Source organism: Bartonella sp. P0282, from assembly GCF_048452985.1.
In the GTDB taxonomy this organism is placed as follows: Bacteria; Pseudomonadota; Alphaproteobacteria; order Rhizobiales; family Rhizobiaceae; genus Bartonella; species Bartonella choladocola.
In genome coordinates this window covers 295,616-320,617 of record NZ_WTFO01000001.1, presented here as the reverse complement: position 1 = coordinate 320,617, position 25,002 = coordinate 295,616, and the positions used below count along the sequence as shown (strand labels likewise).

Annotated in this window: 24 protein-coding genes; 8 read left to right on the top strand and 16 right to left on the bottom strand. The window is 45.1% G+C overall.

The features are described 5' to 3' along the window. Nucleotides 1-119: 119 nt before the first annotated feature. Both GQS64_RS01510 and GQS64_RS01505 read right to left on the bottom strand, forming a co-directional pair. Nucleotides 120-887, bottom strand: coding sequence for a class I SAM-dependent methyltransferase (locus GQS64_RS01510; RefSeq protein WP_198230412.1), 768 nt, complete (start codon nucleotides 885-887; stop codon nucleotides 120-122). A gap of 17 nt (nucleotides 888-904) precedes the next feature. Next, the gene (locus GQS64_RS01505; RefSeq protein ID WP_246798479.1) at nucleotides 905-1,234 is read right to left on the bottom strand and encodes a hypothetical protein; all 330 of its coding nucleotides are present in this window, start codon (nucleotides 1,232-1,234) and stop codon (nucleotides 905-907) included. 236 nt (nucleotides 1,235-1,470) lie between these two features. Here GQS64_RS01505 and GQS64_RS01500 point away from each other — a divergent pair, with 236 nt between their 5' ends. Further along, nucleotides 1,471-2,427, top strand: a complete 957-nt coding sequence (locus tag GQS64_RS01500) for an aldo/keto reductase (RefSeq protein ID WP_198230411.1) — start codon at nucleotides 1,471-1,473, stop codon at nucleotides 2,425-2,427. A 246-nt stretch (nucleotides 2,428-2,673) separates the two neighbouring features. Further along, on the top strand, nucleotides 2,674-3,645 hold the full coding sequence (gene cysK, locus GQS64_RS01495; protein ID WP_077990236.1) for a cysteine synthase A: 972 nt from the start codon (nucleotides 2,674-2,676) through the stop codon (nucleotides 3,643-3,645). A gap of 11 nt (nucleotides 3,646-3,656) precedes the next feature. Here the strand turns inward: cysK and GQS64_RS01490 are convergent, their stop codons facing one another. The 6 genes from GQS64_RS01490 to argH all read right to left on the bottom strand — a co-directional run bounded on the left by GQS64_RS01490 (nucleotide 3,657) and on the right by argH (nucleotide 10,598). Beyond that, nucleotides 3,657-3,899 carry a hypothetical protein gene (locus GQS64_RS01490; RefSeq protein ID WP_077990234.1) on the bottom strand — a complete coding sequence of 81 codons (243 nt, stop codon included), beginning with the start codon at nucleotides 3,897-3,899 and terminating at the stop codon, nucleotides 3,657-3,659. Nucleotides 3,900-4,009: 110 nt separating this feature from the next. After that, a complete protein-coding gene (locus GQS64_RS01485) occupies nucleotides 4,010-4,393 on the bottom strand; it encodes a DUF305 domain-containing protein (protein WP_198230410.1) in 384 nt (127 codons plus the stop codon). A 671-nt stretch (nucleotides 4,394-5,064) separates the two neighbouring features. Further along, nucleotides 5,065-7,503 (bottom strand): TIGR02302 family protein, encoded by a 2,439-nt coding sequence (locus GQS64_RS01480; protein WP_198230409.1) that lies wholly within the window; start codon nucleotides 7,501-7,503, stop codon nucleotides 5,065-5,067. Between the two features lie 116 nt (nucleotides 7,504-7,619). Beyond that, a complete protein-coding gene (gene lysA, locus GQS64_RS01475) occupies nucleotides 7,620-8,894 on the bottom strand; it encodes a diaminopimelate decarboxylase (RefSeq protein WP_198230408.1) in 1,275 nt (424 codons plus the stop codon). Continuing rightward, on the bottom strand, nucleotides 8,895-9,083 hold the full coding sequence (gene lptM / locus GQS64_RS01470) for an LPS translocon maturation chaperone LptM (RefSeq protein WP_077990227.1): 189 nt from the start codon (nucleotides 9,081-9,083) through the stop codon (nucleotides 8,895-8,897). 114 nt (nucleotides 9,084-9,197) lie between these two features. Beyond that, nucleotides 9,198-10,598: an argininosuccinate lyase gene (argH, locus tag GQS64_RS01465; RefSeq protein WP_077990226.1), complete on the bottom strand. Its 1,401-nt coding sequence runs from the start codon at nucleotides 10,596-10,598 to the stop codon at nucleotides 9,198-9,200. A gap of 31 nt (nucleotides 10,599-10,629) precedes the next feature. Here argH and GQS64_RS01460 point away from each other — a divergent pair, with 31 nt between their 5' ends. After that, nucleotides 10,630-11,334, top strand: coding sequence for a TlpA disulfide reductase family protein (locus GQS64_RS01460; protein ID WP_198230407.1), 705 nt, complete (start codon nucleotides 10,630-10,632; stop codon nucleotides 11,332-11,334). A 70-nt stretch (nucleotides 11,335-11,404) separates the two neighbouring features. Here GQS64_RS01460 and GQS64_RS01455 read toward each other — a convergent pair whose 3' ends face one another. Further along, the gene (locus tag GQS64_RS01455) at nucleotides 11,405-11,902 is read right to left on the bottom strand and encodes a YaiI/YqxD family protein (RefSeq protein ID WP_198230406.1); all 498 of its coding nucleotides are present in this window, start codon (nucleotides 11,900-11,902) and stop codon (nucleotides 11,405-11,407) included. Next, entirely contained in the window at nucleotides 11,868-12,815 is a 948-nt protein-coding gene (locus GQS64_RS01450) for a YihY/virulence factor BrkB family protein (protein WP_198230405.1), read from the bottom strand. Before GQS64_RS01450 ends, GQS64_RS01455 begins: the two co-directional genes overlap by 35 nt. A gap of 221 nt (nucleotides 12,816-13,036) precedes the next feature. On the opposite strand from GQS64_RS01450, the gene GQS64_RS01445 reads away from it, so the two are divergent. Continuing rightward, complete coding sequence (locus GQS64_RS01445; protein WP_077990221.1) at nucleotides 13,037-13,597, top strand: cob(I)yrinic acid a,c-diamide adenosyltransferase; 561 nt, start codon at nucleotides 13,037-13,039, stop codon at nucleotides 13,595-13,597. A 15-nt stretch (nucleotides 13,598-13,612) separates the two neighbouring features. Next, the gene (locus tag GQS64_RS01440; RefSeq protein WP_077990220.1) at nucleotides 13,613-14,485 is read left to right on the top strand and encodes a 3-hydroxybutyryl-CoA dehydrogenase; all 873 of its coding nucleotides are present in this window, start codon (nucleotides 13,613-13,615) and stop codon (nucleotides 14,483-14,485) included. Nucleotides 14,486-14,939: 454 nt separating this feature from the next. Here GQS64_RS01440 and GQS64_RS01435 read toward each other — a convergent pair whose 3' ends face one another. Then, nucleotides 14,940-15,947: a 2-hydroxyacid dehydrogenase gene (locus tag GQS64_RS01435; RefSeq protein ID WP_198230404.1), complete on the bottom strand. Its 1,008-nt coding sequence runs from the start codon at nucleotides 15,945-15,947 to the stop codon at nucleotides 14,940-14,942. A 148-nt stretch (nucleotides 15,948-16,095) separates the two neighbouring features. Here GQS64_RS01435 and GQS64_RS01430 point away from each other — a divergent pair, with 148 nt between their 5' ends. Next, nucleotides 16,096-16,677, top strand: a complete 582-nt coding sequence (locus GQS64_RS01430; protein WP_225868126.1) for an SH3 domain-containing protein — start codon at nucleotides 16,096-16,098, stop codon at nucleotides 16,675-16,677. A 510-nt stretch (nucleotides 16,678-17,187) separates the two neighbouring features. Here GQS64_RS01430 and GQS64_RS01425 read toward each other — a convergent pair. Together GQS64_RS01425 and GQS64_RS01420 are read right to left on the bottom strand one after the other, a co-directional pair. Beyond that, the gene (locus tag GQS64_RS01425) at nucleotides 17,188-17,874 is read right to left on the bottom strand and encodes a fumarylacetoacetate hydrolase family protein (protein ID WP_198230403.1); all 687 of its coding nucleotides are present in this window, start codon (nucleotides 17,872-17,874) and stop codon (nucleotides 17,188-17,190) included. 184 nt (nucleotides 17,875-18,058) lie between these two features. Then, on the bottom strand, nucleotides 18,059-18,700 hold the full coding sequence (locus GQS64_RS01420) for a LysE family translocator (protein WP_198230864.1): 642 nt from the start codon (nucleotides 18,698-18,700) through the stop codon (nucleotides 18,059-18,061). Between the two features lie 184 nt (nucleotides 18,701-18,884). Between GQS64_RS01420 and GQS64_RS01415 the strand changes: the two genes are divergently transcribed. Next, entirely contained in the window at nucleotides 18,885-20,105 is a 1,221-nt protein-coding gene (locus GQS64_RS01415) for an argininosuccinate synthase (protein WP_077990216.1), read from the top strand. A 262-nt stretch (nucleotides 20,106-20,367) separates the two neighbouring features. Beyond that, a complete protein-coding gene (locus tag GQS64_RS01410; protein WP_077990215.1) occupies nucleotides 20,368-20,565 on the top strand; it encodes a YgaP family membrane protein in 198 nt (65 codons plus the stop codon). Nucleotides 20,566-20,612: 47 nt separating this feature from the next. Here the strand turns inward: GQS64_RS01410 and GQS64_RS01405 are convergent, their stop codons facing one another. The 3 genes from GQS64_RS01405 to polA form a co-directional block, all read right to left on the bottom strand. Next, on the bottom strand, nucleotides 20,613-21,191 hold the full coding sequence (locus GQS64_RS01405) for a hypothetical protein (RefSeq protein WP_198230402.1): 579 nt from the start codon (nucleotides 21,189-21,191) through the stop codon (nucleotides 20,613-20,615). Between the two features lie 268 nt (nucleotides 21,192-21,459). Next, complete coding sequence (locus GQS64_RS01400) at nucleotides 21,460-21,612, bottom strand: hypothetical protein (protein WP_188318054.1); 153 nt, start codon at nucleotides 21,610-21,612, stop codon at nucleotides 21,460-21,462. Between the two features lie 121 nt (nucleotides 21,613-21,733). Continuing rightward, nucleotides 21,734-24,682: a DNA polymerase I gene (gene polA, locus GQS64_RS01395; RefSeq protein WP_198230401.1), complete on the bottom strand. Its 2,949-nt coding sequence runs from the start codon at nucleotides 24,680-24,682 to the stop codon at nucleotides 21,734-21,736. Between the last annotated feature and the right edge of the window lie 320 nt (nucleotides 24,683-25,002).

The window sequence follows — 25,002 nt, the reverse complement described above, 5'->3', positions numbered from 1 at the left end:
CAAGCTTTTAATCTGCGTAATGTCACAAAAGTAGCGACGTAAAAAGTCGCGGATTATGCGGGAAAGCAAAATCAATCCGGTTTTAATGAACCCATTTTAAAGTGACGCACTCGAATGGCTCAGTTAGCAGAATCATTCCGTATAATATCGGCAGCACGAAATGATTTGCGATTGGTGATTTGCGGAGATAAAGCCGGTATAAATACCCGACGTGACTGGCGACGATGAACCAACAATCCCTGAAATAAGCGTTTTTGAGCCTCGCAAACAATAATACCACCAAAATAAGGAAAAAAGCTCCGCGCCAGAGGCTCGTAAACCGCGGAAAAACCGCGTGCCAAAGCACCACCGGAAGGTGAAAAATAAAGTGCTTCACCGATTTTGACGACGCTGAAATTGGTTTCATGCAATAATTGTAACAATTGTTGGCGGCTATAAGGTTGGCCACTGCCGAAAGGCGTATGGTCATTGCGCGCCCAGAGGCCCCGCCGGTTGGGGACAACGATAATGATACGGCCATTCGGAGCAAGCACACGCCACATTTCGCTAAGCATTTCGCGCGCATTTTCAGCAAATTCCAGCGAATGGATCAAAATAATGCGGTCAACTGCGGAATCCGATAATGGTAAATCTTCTTCAAATACCAATGCGGTTGCGACTTTGTCTGCCGATGGCCAGACACATGCCCCTTGATGGGCAGGCATGAAAGCAAAACATCTTTCGGAGCGATCTTTCAATTGTTCAAGATAGGGCGTTACATATCCGAGTCCCAAAACCCGTTCACCGGCGACATCACAATTTTTTAGGGCGAGCTTGTTTGTAATGGTTGAAAAAACTTTTTCACCAAGCACTGTCTGATAAAAGGATCTGAATGTCAGTATATCCAAATAGGATCCTTATTCTCTCACTGTATATCGGCCGGTGCAGAAACCGGCGCCTGTGACTGAACCGGTTGTGCGGACTGCACATTCCTATCCCAACAACCAAGATTTTTTCCCCGCAAATTATGTGCATCAATATCAACAAGTGCACGTTGGTCGTCTTTCATCATATAATAACGCGTTCTCGTCTTTACATTGATTTTTTGCCAACCGGCACATTCTGTCGGCAATTCCACCTTCTGGGTCGTAATTTTTTCAGTCCATGCAGTCGCTTGGGTAGCACATCCCGTAAGCATCAGAAAACATGGCAGAAATAATGTTTTGGCTGATATAAAACGATTCAAACTGGCCATGAATTATAATCCATTCATTCGATATTCGTGCGTTGTCCGAAAAATGACAATAACAAACTTTTCCCTCAAAATAAAAATATTCGTTAATTTACGGTTAAAATCTGACAAAAGCATGAAATTATCAAAACCCTGTGAGACGCTTTCCCCTGAGTGGAAAAGTGGTTAGGCTCGAACAATCACTTTTGCCAATAGACAATACGTTTCTTGCCGGCAGAGAACCGTTGAAAGGACACTCCATGAAATATCGTGCTTTGGGTAATACCGGTTTCAATATTGTTCCTCTGGTTTTCGGGTGCAATGTCTTCGGCTGGACGCTGGACGAAAAACAATCCTTTAAAATACTTGATGCGATTTCGGAAAGCGGACTAAATGCGATTGATACAGCCGATGCCTACTCAACATGGGTTGAAGGAAATAAAGGGGGCGAATCCGAAACCATTATCGGCAACTGGTTGAAACAAAATCCGTCCAAGCGAGACAAATTCTATATTTTCACCAAGGTCGGCTCGGATATGGGGATAGCCGGTCACAAAGGTCTTTCTGCGCGCTGGATCGAACAGGCTGTCGAGGATTCTCTTCGTCGTTTGCATGTCGAGTTTATCGATCTTTATCAATCACACTGGTTTGACCCGGAAACCCCTTTTGAAGAAACACTGGAAGCTTATAGCAAATTGCTGAAAGCGGGAAAAATTCGCGCAATCGGCTGTTCAAACATAACGGCAGAACAGCTAGAACAAGCAATGAAAGTCGCTAAAAATAACAATCTCCCCTCTTATCAAACGCTCCAGCCCGAATATAATTTGTATGATCGCAACACATTCGAGGGGCCGCTTGCCGATACTGCTCGAAAATATGGGCTCGGAGTCATTACCTATTATAGTCTCGCTTCAGGATTCCTTTCCGGTAAATATCGCTCGAAAGAAGATCTTGCCGGCCATAAACGTGGTTCAAGAGTTGAACAATATTTGAACCCCCGCGGAATGCGGATTTTGGACGCTCTTGATACAATCAGTGAAAAGCATAACGCCAAACAGGCTGAAATTGCCCTTGCCTGGCTTATCGCCAAACCGGCAGTAACCGCACCAATTGCCAGTGCTACCAAGATTGACCAGCTTTCCAGTCTTGTGAAAGCAGTGACAATCAATCTGAACAATGAAGATATTGAAATACTCGATCAGGCAAGCCGCTATTAATAGCTTCCATTCATGAACCGACAAGTAAGAGGAAGTTCTTGCAGCAAGCACGAACTTCCTTTTTATTCGGTATGCGTTTTCATTAATTGCTTCCACATTAGAAAAAAATTTTATTTTTTTGAAGCGAACAATATTTTTTAGCTATATCATTCTAAATTTTGCCTTTATCCTGATAATCAAGAATTGCCGCAGCCATTCCGGCGGTTTGCGGATTTGTCATCTTAAATATCTTCAGGGAGATCGGTCATGACGGATAAACATTCGGAGAAAAAAGGGCGCGGCATCATTTATAATTCTGTTTTGGATACGATCGGAAACACGCCGCTCGTCCGCATAGACCATTTTGCCAAAAATAAAGGCGTAAAAGCCAACCTTCTGGCAAAGCTCGAATTTTTCAATCCTTTGGCAAGTGTCAAGGATCGTATTGGTTTGGCTTTGATTGAATCATTGGAAAAACAAGGAAAAGCTAAACCCGGCAAAACAGTGCTGATAGAACCCACATCCGGCAATACCGGTATTGCGCTTGCTTTTGTTGCTGCTGCCAAAGGTTACAAGCTGATTTTGACAATGCCTGAAACCATGTCTGTCGAGAGGCGTAAATTGCTGAAGTTTCTCGGCGCCGAACTGGTATTGACCGAAGGCGCGAAAGGAATGAAAGGTGCGATAGCCAAAGCCGAAGAGCTGGCCGCCGAAAATCCCGATGCTATTATTCCCCAACAGTTTGAAAATCCGGCAAATCCGGAAATTCACCGTCAGACCACAGCCGAGGAAATCTGGAACGACACCAATGGCAATGTCGATTTTCTGGTAGCCGGTTTCGGTACGGGCGGCACTATTACCGGAATTGGTGAAGTGATAAAGAAACGTAAGCCCGATTTTAAAATCGTTGCTGTCGAACCGAAAGATTCTCCGGTTTTATCGGGTGGACAACCTGGCCCACATAAAATTCAAGGCATAGGCGCGGGTTTTATACCGAAGATACTCAACACCGAAATAATTGACGAAGTTATCACCGTTTCAAGTGATGATGCTTTCAAGAATTCACGCGATCTTGCTCATCTGGAAGGAATTCCCGTCGGTATTTCGGCCGGTGCAGCATTGACTGCCGCTATCGAGGTGGGCAAACGTCCGGAAAACGAGGGAAAAAACATCGTTATCATTATTCCCGATTTTGCAGAAAGATATTTGTCTACCCTGCTTTTTGAAGGTTTGGATTAATCATCTGAAAGTCAAATTTCCCGTGCCGACTTCAGGCGGCGTCGACCGTTAACAGTACCATTATGATGGGCAATGAATGAGTTCGGAGAAGAAGTGGAAATAACGCGATTAGCCGTCCGGGCACGTCTCGGACGGATTTCTCTTCCACTTTCCCTCACACGTGGAGGATAACTCAAACCCGTTTCATCGGTCTCAAAAAAACCCGTTTCATCGGTCTCAAAACTTGACAAAAAATCGCCGTCATCAATTTCCATGATAATTACCCTTCATGATCGAGAAAGCTGAATAAACTACCCCAATGAAACTAAGCCTCTTCAGCAACGGGCTTATTCATGTAAAAAGATGTATAAAATATCTGGAAAACTTATTGGCTGTCGTGTTTTTTGAGCCAATCCTGCATTTCAGCGATTTCTTTTTGCTGTGCAGAGATAATTGTTTCGGCCAATTTTCTGGCTTCCGGATCCTTGCCATATTGCAATTCGACTTCCGCCATGTCGACAGCCCCTTTATGGTGGGCCAGCATCATTTTGATAAAATCGACATCAGCATTGCCGCTCATTTTGACCGACATATTCTTCATCATGGATTCATTGACTTTATCCAAAGCCGTTGAAGATGCAGACAAAGTTTGAGAAACAGCCGATGCTGCCCCTTGTGCTTTATCAACGATATTCTGATTGACATTTTGCGCTGCCGAATAACCGATAGAAGCACAAGAAATACATAAGGCTGCAATAATTTTTTTCATATCTCATTCCTTTTCACAGTCGATATAACGTGTCAAATCCAATATAGTTCCATGAATAAAGAATAAAATTGATCTAATTCATTATTTCTTAAAAAAAAATATTTTTGTTTCATTTTTTGTAACAACTGCGTGACCGGCTAAATGCTTCAACTCAATGGATAGAAACAGACTGTCCGAAAAATTGTTAGAGAAAATTATATATCAATAATAACAATAGGTTATAATAATTATAAAATTATCCATTAAAATTTTTCGCGCTGCGGCAACGCTAATCCGTCCGCTTTGAATAGAATAAAAGCCCACCTTTTTCCGATTTATTAAACGAAAAAAGAATCCCGAATTTTCACAATCCGTCTAATATTTATTAAACAATACTTATACTAAATTTGATAATAATGAACGCAAAAGACGGGTTTTATTATACTGATAAATGTCGATAACCGGATGCCGGAAGAAGATACATCCGAGATGACATATAGCCATTTGCACTAGAGAGGCAATTTCCATTAGCGAGCCAATTTTCGTTATCGGCGCAATTTCCATTATTGATGGAGCAAAAGAAAGTTTCAGACTCTCCGGCCTGTAAAAGCGGCAGCAATTCCGGCATTCAAAAACAAACTGCCGACAGACAATCTGCCGGAATATTGATGTCGTCATTATCAATATCAATATCAATCGAACTTCAACAATCGTTCGAGATATTCTTTCTCGCTATCGGGTAATGCAGACTGACCTAATTTTTTGCGGATTTCATCGAGGATGCGGCGTGCACGTTGCATATCGCTTTCTTGCGGAATACCATTTTTTTCTGTCTGATGGCCTGCCGAGCCGAGTTTGCGCCCAAGTGGATCTTTTGAAAGACCATCGCCATTTTTACCATCATTGCCATTTTTTTTCATGGCTTCCTGCATTTCTTTCATCAGCTTGCTTGCGCCATCACGCATTGCATCCAATGCTTTTGACTGTTGGTCTGCCGAGCCGCCGGCATCTCCCTGCTGAAGGGCTTGACCGGATTTATCCATTTTATTTTCGGCATCCTTCAGGCCTTGTCCCGATTTCAAGCCTTTATCAGTTAAATCCTTATCGAATTTTTTTAATTCCTGCTGGAGTTCGTCTTGCCGTTTTTTCAAATCATCAAGATCTTTTCGATATTCTTCAGGAGTCTTTTCTCCGCGCTCGCGTTCGTCCTCAAGTTTATGGGTGTCGTTTAAAGTCTCTTGCTGCTTGCGCATCAAATCGCCAAGCTTGTCAAGCTGCTTTTGCATTTCGCTTGTTTGGCTTCCCTCTTCCCCCGATCCGCCACGACTTACTTGAAGATTATCCATGAGTTGCTCAAGTTCGTTCAAAAGCTGTTCAGCGGCTGTGTGGTTGCCCAATTTTGCCGTATCTTCAAGTTGTTTCAGTTTCTCGGCAAGTTCATCAGGTGAAAGATTTTGTGCCTTTTCGGAAGGCTTTTGGCCAAGGCCATCGTTTTGTTGCTGTTCGGCAAGTGCGGCAATATAGTCATTCATCGCCTGACGCAAAGCCTCTGTCAAACGTTCGATTTCTTCAGGCGAAGCGCCATTTCTCAAAGCGTCACGCAATGCCGCTTCGGCTGCTTTCAAGTTTTTTTCAGCCTGATTGACATTGTCTCCCTCGATACCGATGGCTGTCTGCCACATAAAATCGGCTACATTTTTCAGATCGTCATCGGTTTCTGCCAGATGAAGTCGTGTCCATATGCTACGTAATGCCAAATAATGGGTATAATTATTGATTGTTTCTTCCGGCCGCAACGTTAAAGCCGACAACATATCAAGAACCCGATCGCGCGAAAGTGTATTAAGAGCCAGCAGGCGACGTTGTTCAACCACGGCTCGCGCAAGCGGATTGCCGAAATTTCTTTGCGGCAATGTGATGGTTCGGGTTTCACTTCTTCCCTGATGACCGGCACCATCTTCTGCAACCAGTGTCAAACGCACTTCCGAACCTGCCCAAGGATGGATACTGACATCCTGCACTGTACGCGCATCCCCTTTTCCGCCACGCGGAATCAGCAATTTTATATCAGGCGCATCATAAAGAGGAAGTCCGGTTTCCTTAACAGACGATGTCGGGGTGATTTCTACGTAAGCTTTCTCGACACCATAATCATCATCAAGCGCATAATTGAGTTCCAGCGATCCGTTGAGAATGCGCCCCGGTTCCTTGGTCAGTCTGATTGTCGGTGCACGATCAACCACAACATCAAAATTCCAGTTCTTTTCATAATGGCGGGTTTTTAATGTCAATTCACTCGACGAGAGCAAAATTGTCTCGAATGTCCGGCTATTGGTTTTGGTCGTATCATGCTCTTCAAGAGCGCCAATATTTTCTGTCTTTCCGGTTTGTTTATCATGCAATTTCAATGTTGCGTCGCCACCATCAACCAACCGGATAGTCACTTTGCTTCCTTCCGGAATTTTTGCGCCCTGAAGGTTGCTTTCAGTGAGATAAAGAGGTGCTTTACCGGTATAGGCTGGCGGGGTAACCCAGGCATCTACCCGCATTCTAGACAAATTGACCGGCCGCGAAAAATCAAAAAGATCAGCAATCCTTCCGCCTGACGTGCCTGAAGAATAGGCAAAAGCTGTTACTGTGAACAACACCACCAGCGCCCGCAATGCCAGGGGATCAGACCGCGTCATACCGGTTTCGGGAACGCCTGTTTTCAGGTTTTGCAGCTCACCGGCCATACGGCGTTGGTGTTCGGCCCAAAGAGCTTTGGCAAAAGCATTGTTGTCATCATTGACCGGCTTATCATACAGCGTTTCGAGTGGCCGGTTTTTCAGGCCGCTTGCCTGTTCAATCCGGCGGTCGATGTCGTGTCGCGAAGGAAAATGGAAACCGGATATAAAAAGCAGCGAACCGATTGCTATAAAAAGCAATGCCCAAAGCACGATCACATGTGGCCAATAGGAAAGATAGTTGAAAACGCCGAACCATGTGAGTGACAGCAACATCAACAAGACGATAACGCATGTAATGACACGTGGCCACAGGCGCTCGAATGTCAGAACACACCAAGCGGCAGCTCTTGCTCTGGCAAGTGCCGATAACCGGAACCGGAAAGGGTGTTCATGATTGAGCAAAATTTATGTTCTTTCCTTCGAGTTGATTTTGCATATCATAACAATGAAACCGGCAAAGGCGAATCCCTTTGCCAGAATGTTCGGCCGATTTTACCTGAAAACCGGCCGTTTCGACATCAGGAATTTTCTACCCATTCAGGGACACGATCGAATTCTATCAGCTCTTCATATGAAATACGCGGGCGAATAATATCAAAACGACTATCACTCACCAACACTTCCGGTACCAACAGCCGTGTATTATAGGTGCTTGCCATAACGGCACCATAAGCCCCTGCGCTACAGATAGCCAGCAGGTCACCGGCTTTTGGCGAGGGAAGAAACCTCCCAAGCCCCATATAGTCACCCGTCTCGCAAACCGGACCGACAATATCGGCCATCATCGGCTTATCACTCTGCTTTGGCTCTTTTACAGGAACAATGTCGTGCCATGCATCATATAAAGTCGGTCGGATAAGATCATTCATCCCGGCATCGACAATAACGAAATTTTTTCCGGCTCCATGTTTTATATAGATGATGGATGTAACCAGAATGCCCGCATTACCGATGATATTACGACCCGGTTCCATAATGATCTCGACATTAAGAGGCGCAAAATGTTTTTTGACAACATTTGCATATTCGGCAGGGGAAGGTGGAGGCGTATTATCATTGCGAAAAACAATGCCAAGCCCGCCGCCGACATCAACATGGCGAATATCGTGCCCCTCGTCGCGCAGGACATGAACAAAATCGGCAACGAGTGAAAAAGCATCCTCAAAGGGCTGCAAATCGCAAATCTGGCTGCCGATGTGAACATCCACTCCATGGACATCAAGACCGGGGAGTTTTGCTGCCTGTTCGTAAACGTCACGTGCTACTGCAATAGGAATGCCGAATTTGTTTTCAGACTTTCCGGTTGCTATTTTTCGATGTGTTTTGGCATCAACATTGGGATTGATGCGCAAAGACACGCGTGCCTTTTTACCCAGTGCAACAGCACGCGCGGATAATTGCTGCAATTCCGGTTCTGATTCGGCATTGAAACAATGGATATCATGACCAAGAGCAAAGTCGATTTCTTCAACAGTTTTGCCAACACCGGAATAGACTATCTTGTCGGCAGGAATACCGGCTTTGAGCGCGCGTCGCATTTCTCCGCCCGATACAACATCTGCACCAGCGCCTTGTTTTGCAAGCAGGCTTAAAACTGCCTGATTGGAATTGGCTTTCAGTGCAAAGGCGACAAGTGCATCGGTGTCGGCAAAAGCATGACGATACTGCTCGAACTGGTTCACAATGGCTGTTGCCGAATAGCAATAAAACGGGGTTGGAATTTTTTTTGCTATATCGGCAATTGCTACATTTTCTGCATGTAGAAAGCCATTACGATATTGAAAAAGCTGCATTTAGTGCCTCTGCTTAATCAATGGATCAAGAATAAACGGTTTTTCTACTTTCGGTTTTTGAACCATTTTGCCGTTAGAGTCCTCAATCATCGTGGACGGCGGCGGTTCAAGCGGACCTTTACGCCCGCAACCGGCCAAAGCCACGCCACAGATTGTGACAATCATCAAACCGGCCAGAGTTTTTTTCATGATCGCGTCTCTTTCCAAAAAGCTTGTCCCATTCAAAAATAGCAAGCGTTACGCTCGTTGCGAACTATTTCAAATCTATTCCTATTCAATCTATTCTTTGTGTAGCGTTCAAATTCAGGCTTTGGCAAGGCGTTTTTTCCAATAGTCGATTTGGCGACGCACTTCTTGTGGGGCGGTACCACCATAACTTTTGCGACTTTGAACCGACTTTTCAACACTCAAGACATCAAAAACATCTTCTGTAATATCAGGGTAAACTGTTTTCAAATCTTCCAAAGTAAGATCGGAAAGATTACATTTTTTCTTTTCTGCCAGAGCGACCGCGTGACCGGTAATATGATGCGCTTCACGAAATGGCAGACCCAATTTTCTAACAAGCCAGTCAGCAAGATCGGTTGCAGTCGAATAACCCGAACCGGCAGCTTTTTTCATAACGTCACGGTTGATCTCGAGATCGCCAATCATACCTGCCATTGCAGCAAGCGATAATTCCAACGATTGGGCGGCATCGAAAACCTGTTCTTTGTCTTCCTGCATATCTTTTGAATAGGCAAGCGGCAGACCTTTCATAATGGTCAATAAAGCAATCAGTGACCCGTTGATCCGTCCGGTCTTTGCGCGAACAAGTTCTGCCGCATCCGGATTTTTCTTTTGCGGCATAATGGATGAACCGGTCGAAAAAGAATCAGGCAAATGGATAAAGTTGAATTGTGCCGTTGACCAGATAACAATCTCTTCGGCAAGGCGCGAAAGATGGGTGGCGCATATGGCCGTTGCACTTAAAAATTCGAGTGCAAAATCACGATCGGACACACTGTCAATCGAATTTCTTGTCGGCTCTCTGAAACCCAAAGCCTTTGCAGTCATGAAACGATCGGTAGGAAAGCTCGTACCGGCAAGGGCGGCTGCTCCCAAAGGTGATTCGTTCATCCTTTCACGTGCATCATGCATACGCGACAAATCGCGGCCGAACATTTCGACATAGGCCATTAAATGATGGCCAAGGGTAATAGGCTGGGCAACCTGCAAATGCGTAAAGCCCGGCATAAGTGTTTCAACTTCCTGATCGGCACGACCAAGCAATGTTTCAATCAGATGTCTGATAGACTGTATTGTTTTATCGGTTTCTTCCCTGACCCAGAGCCGGAAATCCAAAGCAACCTGATCGTTTCTCGAACGGGCCGTGTGAAGCCTTCCGGCAGCCGAACCAATCAATTCTGCAAGGCGGGCTTCAATATTCATATGAATATCTTCAAGTTTGCGAGAAAAGACAAATTTGCCGCTCTCGATTTCGGCGAGAATGGTTTTCAAGCCTTTTTCGATCTCGTCATAATCGGCAGCCGATATAATACCTTGAGCTGCCAACATAGCGGCGTGTGCCGACGAACCTTTAATATCTTCTTTATAGAGTTTTTTATCAAAACCGATCGAAGCGTTGATCTCTTCCATAATGGCCGCCGGTCCTGAGGCAAAACGACCACCCCACATCTGGTTGCTTGATCCACTGTTGTTCATATATGTTAGCCCCCATCGAAAGGAAGAAAAAATGGTTGCAAGAATTCTAGAAAAAGCAAAATTTTCCGGAACATTCCGGAAAATCATTGCCAAGACTACACTTGGTGCCCTGAGCATATACGCGATAATGATGGGGTCTGACAACCAAGTTTACTCTTTTCCTTCGCTGATTTCTGTTGCCCATGCCGAAGCCGCTTCCCCCTGCACCGGAAATGCCGGAAAAATTGATTTGATTAAACAATCGGCAAACGGTTTTTTCAAAAATATGCGTTTTTCAGACGAACCTTATGATGCGCGCAAACTCGCCTTCAAAGATGAAGCCGGTAAAGATCACACATTGGCCGAATTTTCCGGCAAAACCCTACTTGTCAACCTCTGGGCAAGCTGGTGTGTACCCTGCCGCACCGAAATGCCTGAACTTGCCAATCTCAAACGTTCCATTCACAGTGACTCATTCGATGTCATGGCCATCAATATTGATAAAACCGCAAGCGACGAAAAAGTGAAAGACTTTTTGAAAAGCATAAAAGCCGACAATATTGTTTTCTATCGTGACCAATCCATGGATGTTTTTAATGAAGTGCGCAAACAAGGGCTGGCTGTGGGACTTCCCATTACCATGTTGATTGATAAAAATGGGTGTTTGCTCGGCTCTTATAACGGTTCGGCACCCTGGAGCAATGCCGATTCGGAAAAACTGATGAAAGCGGCAATGGAAGCCGATAAAAAAGACTGATTACCGGTTTTCCATCCAAAACAGCACCGAACACAATAATCAGTATATGAAATTGCCGGTTGAAAACCGGTCAAAGCCGGTTTTTGGTAAAATCGGTCTCATAGCCTTGACGTTTTTTGCGTTGCACAGCCAAATCAAGCGCACCAAGAAACGCTGAACGATCACGGCCGGAAAACGGGCGCGGGCCACCGGTTACGACACCACTTTCCCGCAGATTTTCAAAGAGATTACGGGTGGCCAATGCCGCGCCTATTGTGGCCGCGTCAAAGAGCCGACCGGAGGGGGAAATAGCCACTCCACCCTTTTTGACCACACGATCGGCCAATGGCACATCATTGGTAACAACAATACTGGCCTCGTCGGCCTGTTCTGCAATCCAGTCATCTGCCTTGTTGAGCCCTTTGTCGACAATAACAGCTTCAAGAAAATCCTCGTTCGGTATTCTCATGAAGCTGTTCGAGACGATAAACGTTTTGATATGATAACGTTCAGCTACACGATAGGCTTCGGTTTTGACAGGGCAGGCATCGCCATCAAGAAACAACTTTATTATCGGTTTGTCTGTCATCGTTTTGCTGTTTGAGCCCTTCTTCTTTTTCCTTGTTCTGTTCTATCGCACGCACCAATTGGCCAGGCTGTTGCTGGCGGTTACGGTAAAACATAATGGCTGCGTTGATTTCTCCGCCGAGAATAAAAATGGCACTCAGCATATAGAGGAAGATGATTGCCACCATGATCGAGGCAAGCCCTGCATAAGTGGAAACATAATTGGCAAACGTTGCCAGATATTGTGCAAATAGCATGGAAGCCACAACCCACACCACCATGGTTACACCGATTCCGGGCAAAATATCGGCCAGTTTCCGTTTTCCGGCAGGAAGCCATTTATGGGCAATCAGCAGGCTAATCAACAAAACAACCACCGCAATGGCATAACGCCAGATGCGGATTGTGCCGACATATTGGGCAATCACCGGATAATCATGTTGAAGGATATTGATGACAAGCGGTGCCAGAACCAGAAGAAAACTGATAACCATCAGGCCGATCGTGCCGACAATCACAAAAAACAGGCTTTGAAACCGGCAGAAAAAGAGACTGCGTCTATCAACCACGCGATAGGCACGATTGAGCGCTGTTCGCAATGCTTCCACGCCATTTGAGGCAAAATAGGCTGTCCCGATGACCGATATTGTCAACAGACCACCGCGCTGAATGGTCATAACATTGACGACTTCCTTGACAATCGGGCCTGCGATAGCATCCGGCAACATTTTCAAAAGTGCATTGACGCTTTGCTGGGTATAGGCACGTGCCCCGATAAAACTTGCAAGCGATGTTGCAAAAATCAGAAAAGGAAACAGCGCCATCAAACCGGACAAAGCTATATGACTGGCAAAAGCGCTGCCAGAATCACGGAAATAGTGGCTGACAGCGTTATATAAAATGCGCCAACAAAAGCGTAAGGGTCTCAGCGTCAAATCAATGTCTTTCCCGTTAATGAACCCGCACCTAACGGGCAAAACGCACAGACTACCGTATAAAATTATTTTAATTGAGAACGCAATCTATACAAGCATTACAATGAGCATTTCAATGTTTTCCCGTCATTTGATAACGTCACATAAGTTTCATGGACATTGGGACAACAAAAGCTATCTATATTTTCAAATAGAAAATGGCTTCTCAAGGAACTTAAAAAATGGTCAAAATCAATAAAATCTACACGCGTACCGGTGATGATGGTACAACCGGTCTTGTTAATGGTCCCAGACGCTCGAAAGCCGATTTACGCGTTGACGCTTATGGTTCGATAGATGAAACCAATGCAACAATAGGGCTTGCCCGTCTTGAAACCGTAAGCGATCTCGACAAAATGCTCGAAGAAATACAAAATGATCTTTTCGATCTTGGAGCTGATCTTGCAACTCCTGAACAAAGCGAAAATAAAGGCGATTTACGCGTTCTTTCAACCCAGACAAAACGGCTCGAGAATGAAATCGACAGATTGAATGAAAAACTCTCGCCCTTGAAATCTTTTGTTCTGCCCGGCGGATCCAAAGCATCAGCCTATCTACACCTTGCCCGAACTGTTGCAAGACGTGCCGAACGCATCATTGTCGCATTGAGCGAGCAAGAAAATGTCAATAAAGATGTTCTAGGCTATATCAACCGGCTTTCGGATTTTCTGTTTGTCGCTGCCCGTTATGCTAATGATTGCGGCAAAAATGATGTATTATGGGTGCCGGGAAAGAATCGCTAGAGGAGGAGCACGCACATGATAAAGACGGTCGCTATTGTCGGAGCAGGGCAAATGGGTGGAGGAATTGCCCAAACTGTTGCGACTGCCGGTTTCGAGGTTCTTCTTTACGATATTTCTGCCGAACAGGTTGAGAAAGCAATTTCAACCATAAAATTCAATCTTGCCCATCTTGTCAAAGCCGGAAAAATGAATGAGCAAAGCCGCCTTGACACAATCAAAAGGCTTTCAACCCGACTGACTTTGGATGAATTGAAGGGGGCCGATCTTATCATTGAAGCAGCAAGCGAAGATGAAAATATAAAACGGGATATTTTTATCGGATTGTGCGAGAACCTTTCACCTTCAACAATTCTTGCGACCAATACCTCTACCATTTCCATCACCCGTCTTGCTGCAACCACAAACCGTCCGGAAAAATTCATTGGCACGCATTTTATGAATCCGGTGCCACAAATGAAACTTGTTGAAGTGGTGCGCGGCATTGCAACAAGCGAAGAGACCTACTCGACAATCTGCGATTTTGTCACTTCAATCGGAAAAACTTTTACCGTTACTGAAGACTTTCCGGCCTTTATCGTCAATCGTGTCTTGGTGCCGATGATTAACGAGGCAATTTACGCTCTTTATGAGGGCGTGGGGGATGTCAATGCTATTGATACAGCTTTGAAACTCGGTGCAAATCATCCGATGGGGCCATTGGAACTTGCCGATTTTATCGGACTCGATGTCTGCCTTGCTATTATGCATGTTTTGCATCAGGGATTGTCCGACACGAAATATCGCCCTTGCCCGTTATTGATAAAATATGTCGAAGCAGGCTGGTTGGGGCGCAAAAGCGGCCGCGGTTTTTATGACTATAGCGGTAAAACGCCTATTCCCACACGTTGAGCTTTTTCCGGAACTTTCCGGCTAAAAATGCTCTGAAGAAGAAAAATGGCAACAAACAGTCTTTGAAATTTGACCCCCTGCGGGTGTGATATTCATAAGCCCATCATCCGGCTTCAAAAAACAGTTCGGATCGATTGTTATTGGTTCGCGGTTAAAGTCTTGGCCTGTTAGGCGATGAAAAGCTGCAAGAATAATTTGAAAGTTCGCCTGTTAGCTTCGCTTCCCTCTCTTTTTATTCTGCTTGAAGATATTTTTATGCAAAACTTTATCGATGGACAATTTCAAATGAACGGCAAAAAAGCCGACATCTAAAAAACGGCTTACCGCCAACAATGTAAGCACGTGAAATTGCCCGACAGAAATCGGTTTTCTCAATCAGAACGGCGCTATTGGAGCGCTGTAAACAGCTATCCACACCGCTTTTGACAAAGACCAAAGAATTTCCGTGAAAGAATCAGCTACGGAATTTTTCGGGTATGATACGATCAGGCGGACGGTGATGATCGATAAAAGCTTTGATATTGATGATAACTTTTTCACCCATATTGATCCGGCTTTCAACTGTTGCAGACGCCATATGCGGTAAAAGTACAACTTTGCCCAGATGCGCCAATTTTGCCAAAGCCGGACTGAAGGCCGGTTCTTTTTCAAATACATCAAGTCCTGCACCTGCAAGTTTGCCACTTTCAATCTGGCGCGCAAGTGCATTTTCATCAATAATTTCGCCACGGGCTGTGTTGACGATATAGGCTGTATCTTGCATTGAAGCGAGCCTTTCTTCCGAAAGGAGATGATAGGTCATTTCGGTAAGCGGACAATTGATTGAAACAATATCCATTGTTTTCAACATTTCATCGAGATCGGCCCAATAGGTCGCTTCAAGCTGTTCTTCGATTTTTTCGCTCACGCGGGAGCGATTATGATAGTGGATCGAAAGACCGAACGCTTTGGCGCGGCGGGCAACCGCTGTGCCTATACGACCGAGACCAATAATGCCGAGCTTTTTTCCGTAGATACGTCTTCCTAACATCCAGTCAGGAGACCAACCCGGCCAAACACCGTTTTCACTCAGCACATTGGCACCCTCGACAAGGCGACGTGGCACTGCCAGTATAAGCGCCATTGCCATATCGGCTGTATCTTCTGTTTGTACATTCGGGGTATTGGTCACAAGAATGCTGCGGCCGGTCGCCGCATTAATGTCGATATTATCAACACCGTTGCCAAAATTGGCAATCATTTTAAGATTATTTCCTGCCTGATCGATAAGGTCCTTGTCAATAACATCAGAAATGGTCGGAACCAGAACATCCGCGCGTTTGACCGCAGCAACCAGCTCTTGTCGAGACATTGGCCGATCCTGTTTGACGACTTCTGTATCAAAAAGCTCGCACATACGCTTTTCAACCTGATCCGGAAGTTTGCGTGTCAAAATGACCAATGGTAATTTTTTCCCCTGCATAGAAATCCTCGAAATATTTCCAGTGTTTTGCCCGAATGTTGAGACCTCTTTAACCACCGATGTGGCATAGGATCATCAGACTGTCTTGAGTCTGATCTGTTATAGCAGAAAAGAAATCAAAGAACATATGAGAAGAAAGGCATGCACAGTGGACAGTTTCGACAAGTTCCGTTTTTCAACCATCGCGAAAATGCTCGTCTATTCCGCGTTGACGGTCTTTTCTACATTATCTCTTTCCGCTGTAAGCTGTGCACAGGAAGAAACCGCTCAGGAAACTCCCGCCAATGTGGGGCCTAGCGGTTTACCATTGCCGCGTTTTGTTTCTATCAAACCGGCACGGGTCAATGTGCGTGTTGGTCCCGGACGCAATTATACGGTTGTGTTTTCTTATCAAAAACAAGGATTGCCTGTGGAAATCACGCAGGAATACGATCAATGGCGGAAAATTCGCGACTCGGATGGTGATGAAGGTTGGGTCTACCAGTCCCTTTTATCGGGTCATCGCACAGCCATGATAACACCTTGGCAAAAAGATAAATCCAAACTTGCCCCCATGCGTCAGGAACCGAGTGAAAACGCACCGCTTGCTGCCGAACTTGAACCCGGTGTCATTGGCACTATTCACAAATGCGACGGGAAATGGTGCGAGCTCAACATAAACCATACGCGTGGCTATGTGGCTCAGGATCAACTTTGGGGTGCTTACCCTGGCGAAAAAGTCAAAGATTGACAAATTTACCCACATAACCGGAATTGCAATTGCTTTCACCGGTTTTCCCATTGGAGAAATTGATAAGCTTTCAAGCGGTTTCGGGAAAAAATTTACGCACATCTTGTCCAAAAACCGTTTCACACTTTTTGGGATGTCGCTTTTAAGTGCACGCACATCTTGTCCAAAAACCGTTTCACACTTTTTGGGATGTCGCTTTTAAAGTGCACGCACATCTTGTCCAAAAACCGTTTCAAACTTTTTGGGATGTCGCTTTTAAGTGCACGCACATCTCGTCCAAAAACCGTTTCATACTTTTCGGGATGTCGCTTTAAAGTGCACGCACATCTTATCCAAAAACCGTTTCACACTTTTCGGGATGTGGCTTTTAAAGTGCACGCACATCTTGTCCAAAAACCGTTTCACACTTTTTGGGATGTCGCTTTTAAGTGCACGCACATCTTGTCCAAAAACCGTTTCACACTTTTTGGGATGTGCGTGTGGCGATGTGCGTGTGAAAACCATATCACCTCAGACAACCTTCACCACCAGATCATCCAGTCCATCAATATGGCCTACCAATTCATCACCTTTTTGCACCGGCCCCACGCCCGACGGCGTTCCCGTCATGATAATATCTCCCTCCCGCAACACGAATAATTGCGACAAATAGGCAATCATTTCAGGAATTTTCCAGATCATCTCGTTCAGATTGCCCGACTGGCGACCTTTACCGTTCACCGAAAGGGTAATCGAACCTTCGTTCATGTTTTTGGTTTGTGATTTTTCAATCAAATGAGAACAGGGAGCCGAATGTTCAAAAGCCTTTGCGGTTTCCCATGAGCGCCCCGCTTTTTTAAGTTCGGCCTGCAAATCACGTCGCGTCATATCAAGGCCGACAGCAAAACCGAACACGCAATCGTCTGCCTCTTTCGTTGTCAGATTTTGTCCACCTTTTTGAAGAGCAACAACAAGCTCTATCTCATGTTCAACATCATGGCTTTTCGGCGGATAGGGGAAAACGCCGTCAAATACCAGATTATCGGGATTTTTCTGGAAAAAAAACGGCGCTTCCTTTGACGGGTCATGACCCATTTCTATCGCATGATTTGCATAATTGCGACCAACGCAATAAATTCTGTGAACCGGAAAAACTTTACTGCTCCCTTTGATCGGAATGCCGATAATTGCAGGGGGCGTAAATATGAAATCACTCATTTCTTTATCCTCTCGTTTGAAAGAAATTTTCGGAAATTTTCGGAAACTTTCAAGACCGGAAAATCCGGATGACCGGCTTTTATGAAAAATCGAACTCTATAAAGTTTTTAACCGTTTTTCCGAATACAAATTTTTGCAATTTTCAAATTTATAGCCATTTTTCCCGATGAGATGAAGCCGATATTTATTTAACTTCGGTCACGATCAGACGGACAGCAAAGGCTGTAAAAATTCCGGCCATTAAAAAATCAAGTATTCTTACAAAATGCGGGTTTTCTTTTAAGGCTTTGGCAAATTTGTCGGCAGCCAATACCATCGAAACCGTGAAGGGAAGGGAGATGGGAATGAAAGAAGCTCCGAGAAAAAATATCTTTCCGGGCGCATGCGGGTCGAGCGCATCAACAAATTGCGGCAAAAAGGTCAAATTAAAAAGAAGCACTTTCGGATTTAGAAGATTGATCGCAAGACCGGTAAGGTAATTCCGTCTCACACTGAGCTTCTTCTGCTTTTTTCCGTCGACCAAAAAATTCGACCGGTTCAAAAGCGCTTGTAGCGCAAGCCATAAGAGATAGACGGAACCGGCCACTTTGAGGATAAAAAACGCCATTGGCGAGGCTATTATCAACGCCGATAGGCCGACAGAGACCGCAAAAACCTGAATGATAATGCCGGTTGTACAACCGGCAATGCAAGCAAGGCCTGCCGCTTTTCCCTGCGATATGGCTCGGCCGACAAAAAGTGCCATATCGGGACCCGGAATGAGCGTCAAAATGATTGCTGCACCGGCAAATTCCAAAAACACATGGGCGTCAGGCAAGAAAGACATGGTCATGATCTCTCGTTAATCATCTTTGTCTTATTGTTTTATCAAACCATTTCAATCTGTTTTTATAAGTTTTATGTAAGAAAAAATTTTTGATTGCTTGCATGGTTGCTATCTCCTGATAAAACAGCTCATATCAATTCAATCGGGTCAATCAATTGGGGCCATTAATTATCGGACAGAAAAAATGGAAAAGTGGAAAGACGTTAAAAAAGTTGTACTGGCCTATTCAGGCGGCCTTGATACTTCAATCATATTGAAATGGTTGCAAACCGAACTCGGTGCTGAAGTTATCACCTTCACAGCCGATCTGGGGCAGGGCGAAGAGCTTGAGCCGGCACGCCGCAAAGCCGAAATGCTCGGTGCCAAACAGATTTTTATGGAAGATTTGCGCGAAGAATTTGTTCGCGATTTCGTATTTCCGATGTTTCGCGCCAATGCGGTTTATGAAGGTGTCTACCTTCTTGGAACATCAATTGCCCGCCCGCTCATTTCAAAACATCTGATTGAAATTGCCGAAAAAACCGGTGCCGATGCGATTGCTCATGGTGCAACAGGTAAGGGCAACGATCAGGTTCGTTTTGAACTCTCAGCTTATGCTTTGAACCCTGATATAAAAATCATTGCGCCATGGCGGGACTGGAATTTCAAGAGCCGCACAGAGCTTCTGGATTTTGCACAAAAACACCAGATTCCTGTGACAAAAGATAAACAGGGTGAAGCACCATTTTCGGTTGATGCGAATTTGCTGCACTCGTCTTCAGAAGGTAAAGTGTTGGAAGACCCGTCACTTCCGGCTCCCGAATATGTGCATTTACGCACTGTCTCGCCTGAAACCGCACCTGATAAACCGACGATTATCACCATCGGCTTCAAGAATGGCGATGCCGTTTCAATCAATGGCAAACAAATGTCGCCGGCAACTTTGCTAACCGAACTCAATAAATATGGTCACGATAACGGTATCGGTCGTGTTGATCTGGTTGAAAACCGCTTTGTCGGTATGAAATCACGCGGTGTCTATGAAACGCCGGGCGGTACAATCCTGCTTGCAGCCCACCGCGCAATTGAATCGATCACGCTTGATCGCGGTGCAGCACATTTGAAAGACGAGTTGATGCCGCGTTATGCCGAGTTGATTTACAACGGCTTCTGGTTTTCTCCCGAACGCAAAATGTTGCAGGCTGCAATAGATCTGTCGCAGGAAAATGTTGAAGGGGAAGTCAAGCTGAAACTCTATAAGGGCAATGTCATTATTGAAGGTCGCAAGAGTGACAAATCGCTTTATTCGAGTTCACTCGTTACATTTGAAGATGACCACGGCGCCTATGACCAGAAAGATGCTGCAGGCTTCATCAAATTGAATGCTCTGCGCCTTCGCACCCTTGCTGCACGTGATCGTAAATAAGCATTTTTATCCATATTTTACAAAAGCTCCGGAATGAATCTTCCGGAGCTTTTTATTGTCTTTTGTCATCTCTAAATCCGGCCCGAATTTAGCAAGTTACGTCGTTAAAAGATTTCTCAAAAACAACAAAAAAATACCAATTATCAGGTGCTTTTCGTCCCATGTGCCAAGGTGAAAGACCCCGAATTGCCGGCTAAAGGATTGTTTTTTCCCTTATGCAGGACTAAATCCAAAAGAGAAATAAATTGGAAAGGCTCCTTGGATGAAACAAAATCTTGGTAGCGTTGATCGCATTATCCGTATTATTATCGGTGTTGTTCTGCTTTCTCTTATTTTCATTCTTGATAGTGGCGCGCGCTGGTTTGGTTTGATCGGCCTTATTCCGCTTATCACTGCAATTATCGGTTTTTGCCCGCTTTATAAAATATTCGGCCTATCAAGCTGCCCTTTGAAACACTGATAAAACGATTCGCCGCTTTGGTACATTGACCCGAAAACTTCAGTCCGTTAGCGGGTTCCCATGAATAGTAATTCGGGAATTTGGATGATGCTCGGATAAGTCACCAACATCATTCCGCCAGTAAAACTCAATATGAAAATAATTGTTGCGACGATGACACCGGTTGCACCATTCATAAAAGCCGGTGTTTCAATCGGGTTCCGGTTTATCGGCTTTTCGTCGCGGTCTTCCGGATCATCATCTAACGTGACAATGAATAAGCCGAGATTGAGAAGTGGTATAACCAGGAGCCAGGCAGCGCCTTTTTTACCGAATCCGTCCCGCGCACGGGAAACAGAAAGGTACATGGCAATATAACCGAACAGAAATGGCGGGATAGCTGCAAGCAAAACCAGAAATGCCAGTGGCAATGTGCCAATTAATCTGAACACTAGCAAATTGATTGCATAAGTTAATAAAACATAACCCAAAAACGCAAAGGCAAGTATAAACATATAGGGAATGCGATAAAGCGTCTTCAGACTGATATTGGTAAAATAGGCGAGCACAGCACCAAACAGAAACGAAAGCAGAAGTCCATCCAGTGAAAGAGTAAAACCTTTAATAGAAAAAATGTAACTTAACATTTCTATTACTTCTTTCTGAAATTGCAGTTCGAGTAATTACAAAAATTCGTTGAATAATTCCGCCTATTAAAAAACTTTTTTAAACGATCATACCTCTCTTTTCGGAGAATAGTATCGTTACCCGAACCGGGCTATATATACCCCGATCGGGATTATATCTCAATCGGGATCGGGACGTGAACAACAATGCAATTATAAGATGAATGCCGATTGAAAAACACGTCGCTTTTAGCTGTTATTATTCTTTAAATATTGTTTTATCTGAACATTAGTGACGATCGACCGAAACGCCATTTTTATCAATTGTCAATTCGACGCCGGATGGTTTTTGCTGTTGTTTCTGTTGGTAAGTCTTATAACCCAAGCCTGCAACAACAACGATAAGAATGCCGATAATAAGAAAAAGGAAATTCCGGTTCATCAAATTGCTCCCTGTTCAAAGTAATAGGGAGCAATATGGAGCACTATTTTCTATTTCAAGGGCAGTATCACCCGGTATTCAATTCAGAATAACCGGAATAACACTTTCAATATGGCTCATTTTAATGGGCTTCATCCCAATTTTTTGCTGCGCGTGCATCGACTTTAAGTGGCACAGATAGGGATAGTGCCGGCATTGTCGCGTTCTCCATCACATTTTTTACAAGAGCGGTGGTTTTTTCAACCTCGTTCTCCGGCAACTCGAAAATCAGTTCATCATGAACTTGCAACAACATTTTTGCCGACAAGCCGGCTTCCTTCAGCGCGTCATCCATTTTTATCATGGCGCGACGGATAATATCGGCAGCAGCCCCCTGAATTGGTGCATTAATTGCCGCCCGCTCGTTAAATGCACGCATTTGCGCATTTTTTGAATTGATTTCCGGATAATGGATACGACGCCCGAAAATTGTTTCGACAAAACCATGTTCATGCGCATAGGCTTTGGTTTTTTCCATATAGTCCTTGATACCGGGGAAACGTTCAAAATAGGTGCGGATATATTGGGCTGCTTCCTCGCGCGGAATCGACAATTGATTGGCAAGACCGAAGGCAGAAATGCCATAGATAATCCCGAAATTAATCGCCTTGGCGCGACGGCGAACCTCCGGTGGCATACCCTCGATCGGCACACCGAACATTTCCGATGCCGTCATTGCATGAATATCAAGGCCATCTGCAAACGCTTTCTTCAGTGCTTTAATATCGGCGACATGGGCAAGAACACGCAATTCGATCTGGCTGTAATCGGCCGACAATAGCAAATTACCGGGACCGGCGATAAAAGCGGCACGGATTTTTCTTCCCTCCGGTGTGCGAACCGGAATATTTTGCAAATTCGGGTCTGACGAGGCAAGCCTTCCGGTCGACGTTGCAGCCATTGAATAGTTTGTATGAACGCGCCCCGTATCAGGTAAAATATAATTCGGAAGAGCATCCGTATAAGTCGATTTCAATTTTGTTAGCTGGCGCCAATCAACAATCTTGCGGGGTAATTCATGCCCCTCTGCTGCCAGATCTTCAAGAACCTGAGCCGATGTTGACCATTGGCCGGTTTTGGTTTTCGAGCCACCGGGCAAACCCATTTTGCCGAATAAAATTTCACCCAATTGTTTGGGCGAACCGATATTGAACTTTTCTCCGGCAAGTTGATAGATTTCATCTTCCAAAGCGGCCGCCGACTGGGCAAGCTCACCGGATAGTCGCGACAATAATTGCCGATCAACCAGAACACCACGTTCTTCCATGCGCGCAAGAACGGTCACCAATGGCCGCTCCAGACGTTCATAAACACGGGTAACACCGCGCGCGACAATTTGCGGTTTTAACACCCGCCAAAGTCGCAACGTAACATCGGCATCTTCGGCCGCATATTGTGTTGCCCGTTTCAAATCGACGGCTGCAAAGCCGGTTGCCGTTTTTCCACTTCCGGCAACCTCTTTGAATGTAATCGGCTTATGTCCCAACCAACGCTCTGAAAGTGCGTCCATCCCGTGTGTCAAAGTTCCGGCGTCAAGAACATAGGAAAGCAACATCGTATCGTCGAAAGACCGGATTGTGACCTGATATTGTCGCATCACCAGCCAATCATATTTCATATTTTGCGCGATTTTGAGAATTGCTGGATTTTCCAAGACCGGTTTCAATAAAGCGACCGCTTTTTGTGTATCAATTTGTCCCTTCAGGCGTCCGCCACCCAATAAATCATTGCTACCATCGACATGGTTAAGTGGCACATAGGCTGCTTCACCGACATTAAGGCCTATAGAAAAGCCCACAAGTTCCGCTTGCATCGGATCAAGTGAAGTCGTTTCGGTATCAAATGCAAAGAACCCCTGTTCCAAAGCCCGATCAAGCCACTGTTTCAGTTCAGCTTCGTCCGTTATGGTGTGATAAGCGGTGGTATCTATTTTTTCTGTGAGTGCTTCTTTTTTACGTTTTTCTGCAAGAAGCTGCGGGGTGTTTTCCTGTACACCGTCAGAGCCGCTTTTTTGTTCTTGTTGAAGATTGCCACTCGCTTCCGGCGCTCCGCCGACATCCGAACCCGCCTCAAGATCAGGACCGTGGGCACTCTTGCCCCATTCGACATCAAGATTGACCGGCTCGATCAAAGCTGCATCACAATTGGTCGCTTCTGCAACACGGCGCGTCAAAGAATTGAATTCCATTGCTTTCAAAAAGCCGATAAGGCGCGGCCCGTCGGTTGGCTCCAATAGAAGCCCATCAAGACCGATTTCAAGCGGAACATCGGTTTTTAAGGTTACAAGTTGGCGTGCCAATCTTGCTTGATCGGCAAATTCGATGATATTTTCACGACGTTTTTGTTGTTTGATGTCTCCGGCATGAGCCAACAGCGTATCAAGATCACCGAATTCATCAAGAAGCTGGGCTGCTGTTTTCGGGCCAATACCCGGAACACCTGGAACATTATCGGTGGAATCGCCGGTAAGAGATTGCAAATCAATCATCTTTTCAGGCGGGACACCCCATTTTTCGATCACTTCTTTAATGCCGATCGGGCGGTCTTTCATGCCGTCATACATCCCGACCTGTTGATTGACGAGTTGCATGAGATCCTTGTCGGAAGAAATGATTGTCGTTTTTGCACCACTTCGGGTGGCCGCAGAAGCATAAGTCGCGATAATATCGTCAGCCTCATAACCTTCTTTTTCAATGCAGGGCAGATTGAAAGCGCGGGTAGCCTGCCTGATAAGGCTGAATTGGGGAATAAGATCGTCGGGTGGAGTAGGGCGGTTCGCTTTATATTCGGGATATATCTTTTTACGGAACGTTTCCGATGAATAGTCAAAAATGACAGCAAAATGCGTCGGCACAACGCCAACTGCTGTATCACGCGCATCACACAGCAATTTCCAGAGCATATTGCAAAAACCCGCCAGTGCACCAACCGGCAAACCGTCTTTTTTCCGTGTTAATGGCGGCAAAGCGTGATAGGCGCGAAAAATATAGCTTGAACCGTCAACGAGAAAAAGGTGATCATTTTTGTGCATCGTCAATCCTGACATCGAATTTTGAAAACATTTTATAGTCTAAAAGCATATTGAACCAAAAAAGCCCATCGGCAAACGATAGAAAATGTGGTGCGCGCAAAATTTATCGTCAGGTCCTTATAGGTTCTTTTCACGCATTTGTTACAAAATGTTAATATAGTTGCCCTTGAAAAGCCATTTTTAAATTCTTTTATATGACCTATCGACACTGCGTCGATATGTCCGGTTGTCCGGCTTTGTCCCCCGCCGTTTACCGGATGCAACAGTCTACTTTCCCTCTCCGGACTGTTGATTGAAGTGCAGTAAAAAAGGCCGTTGTG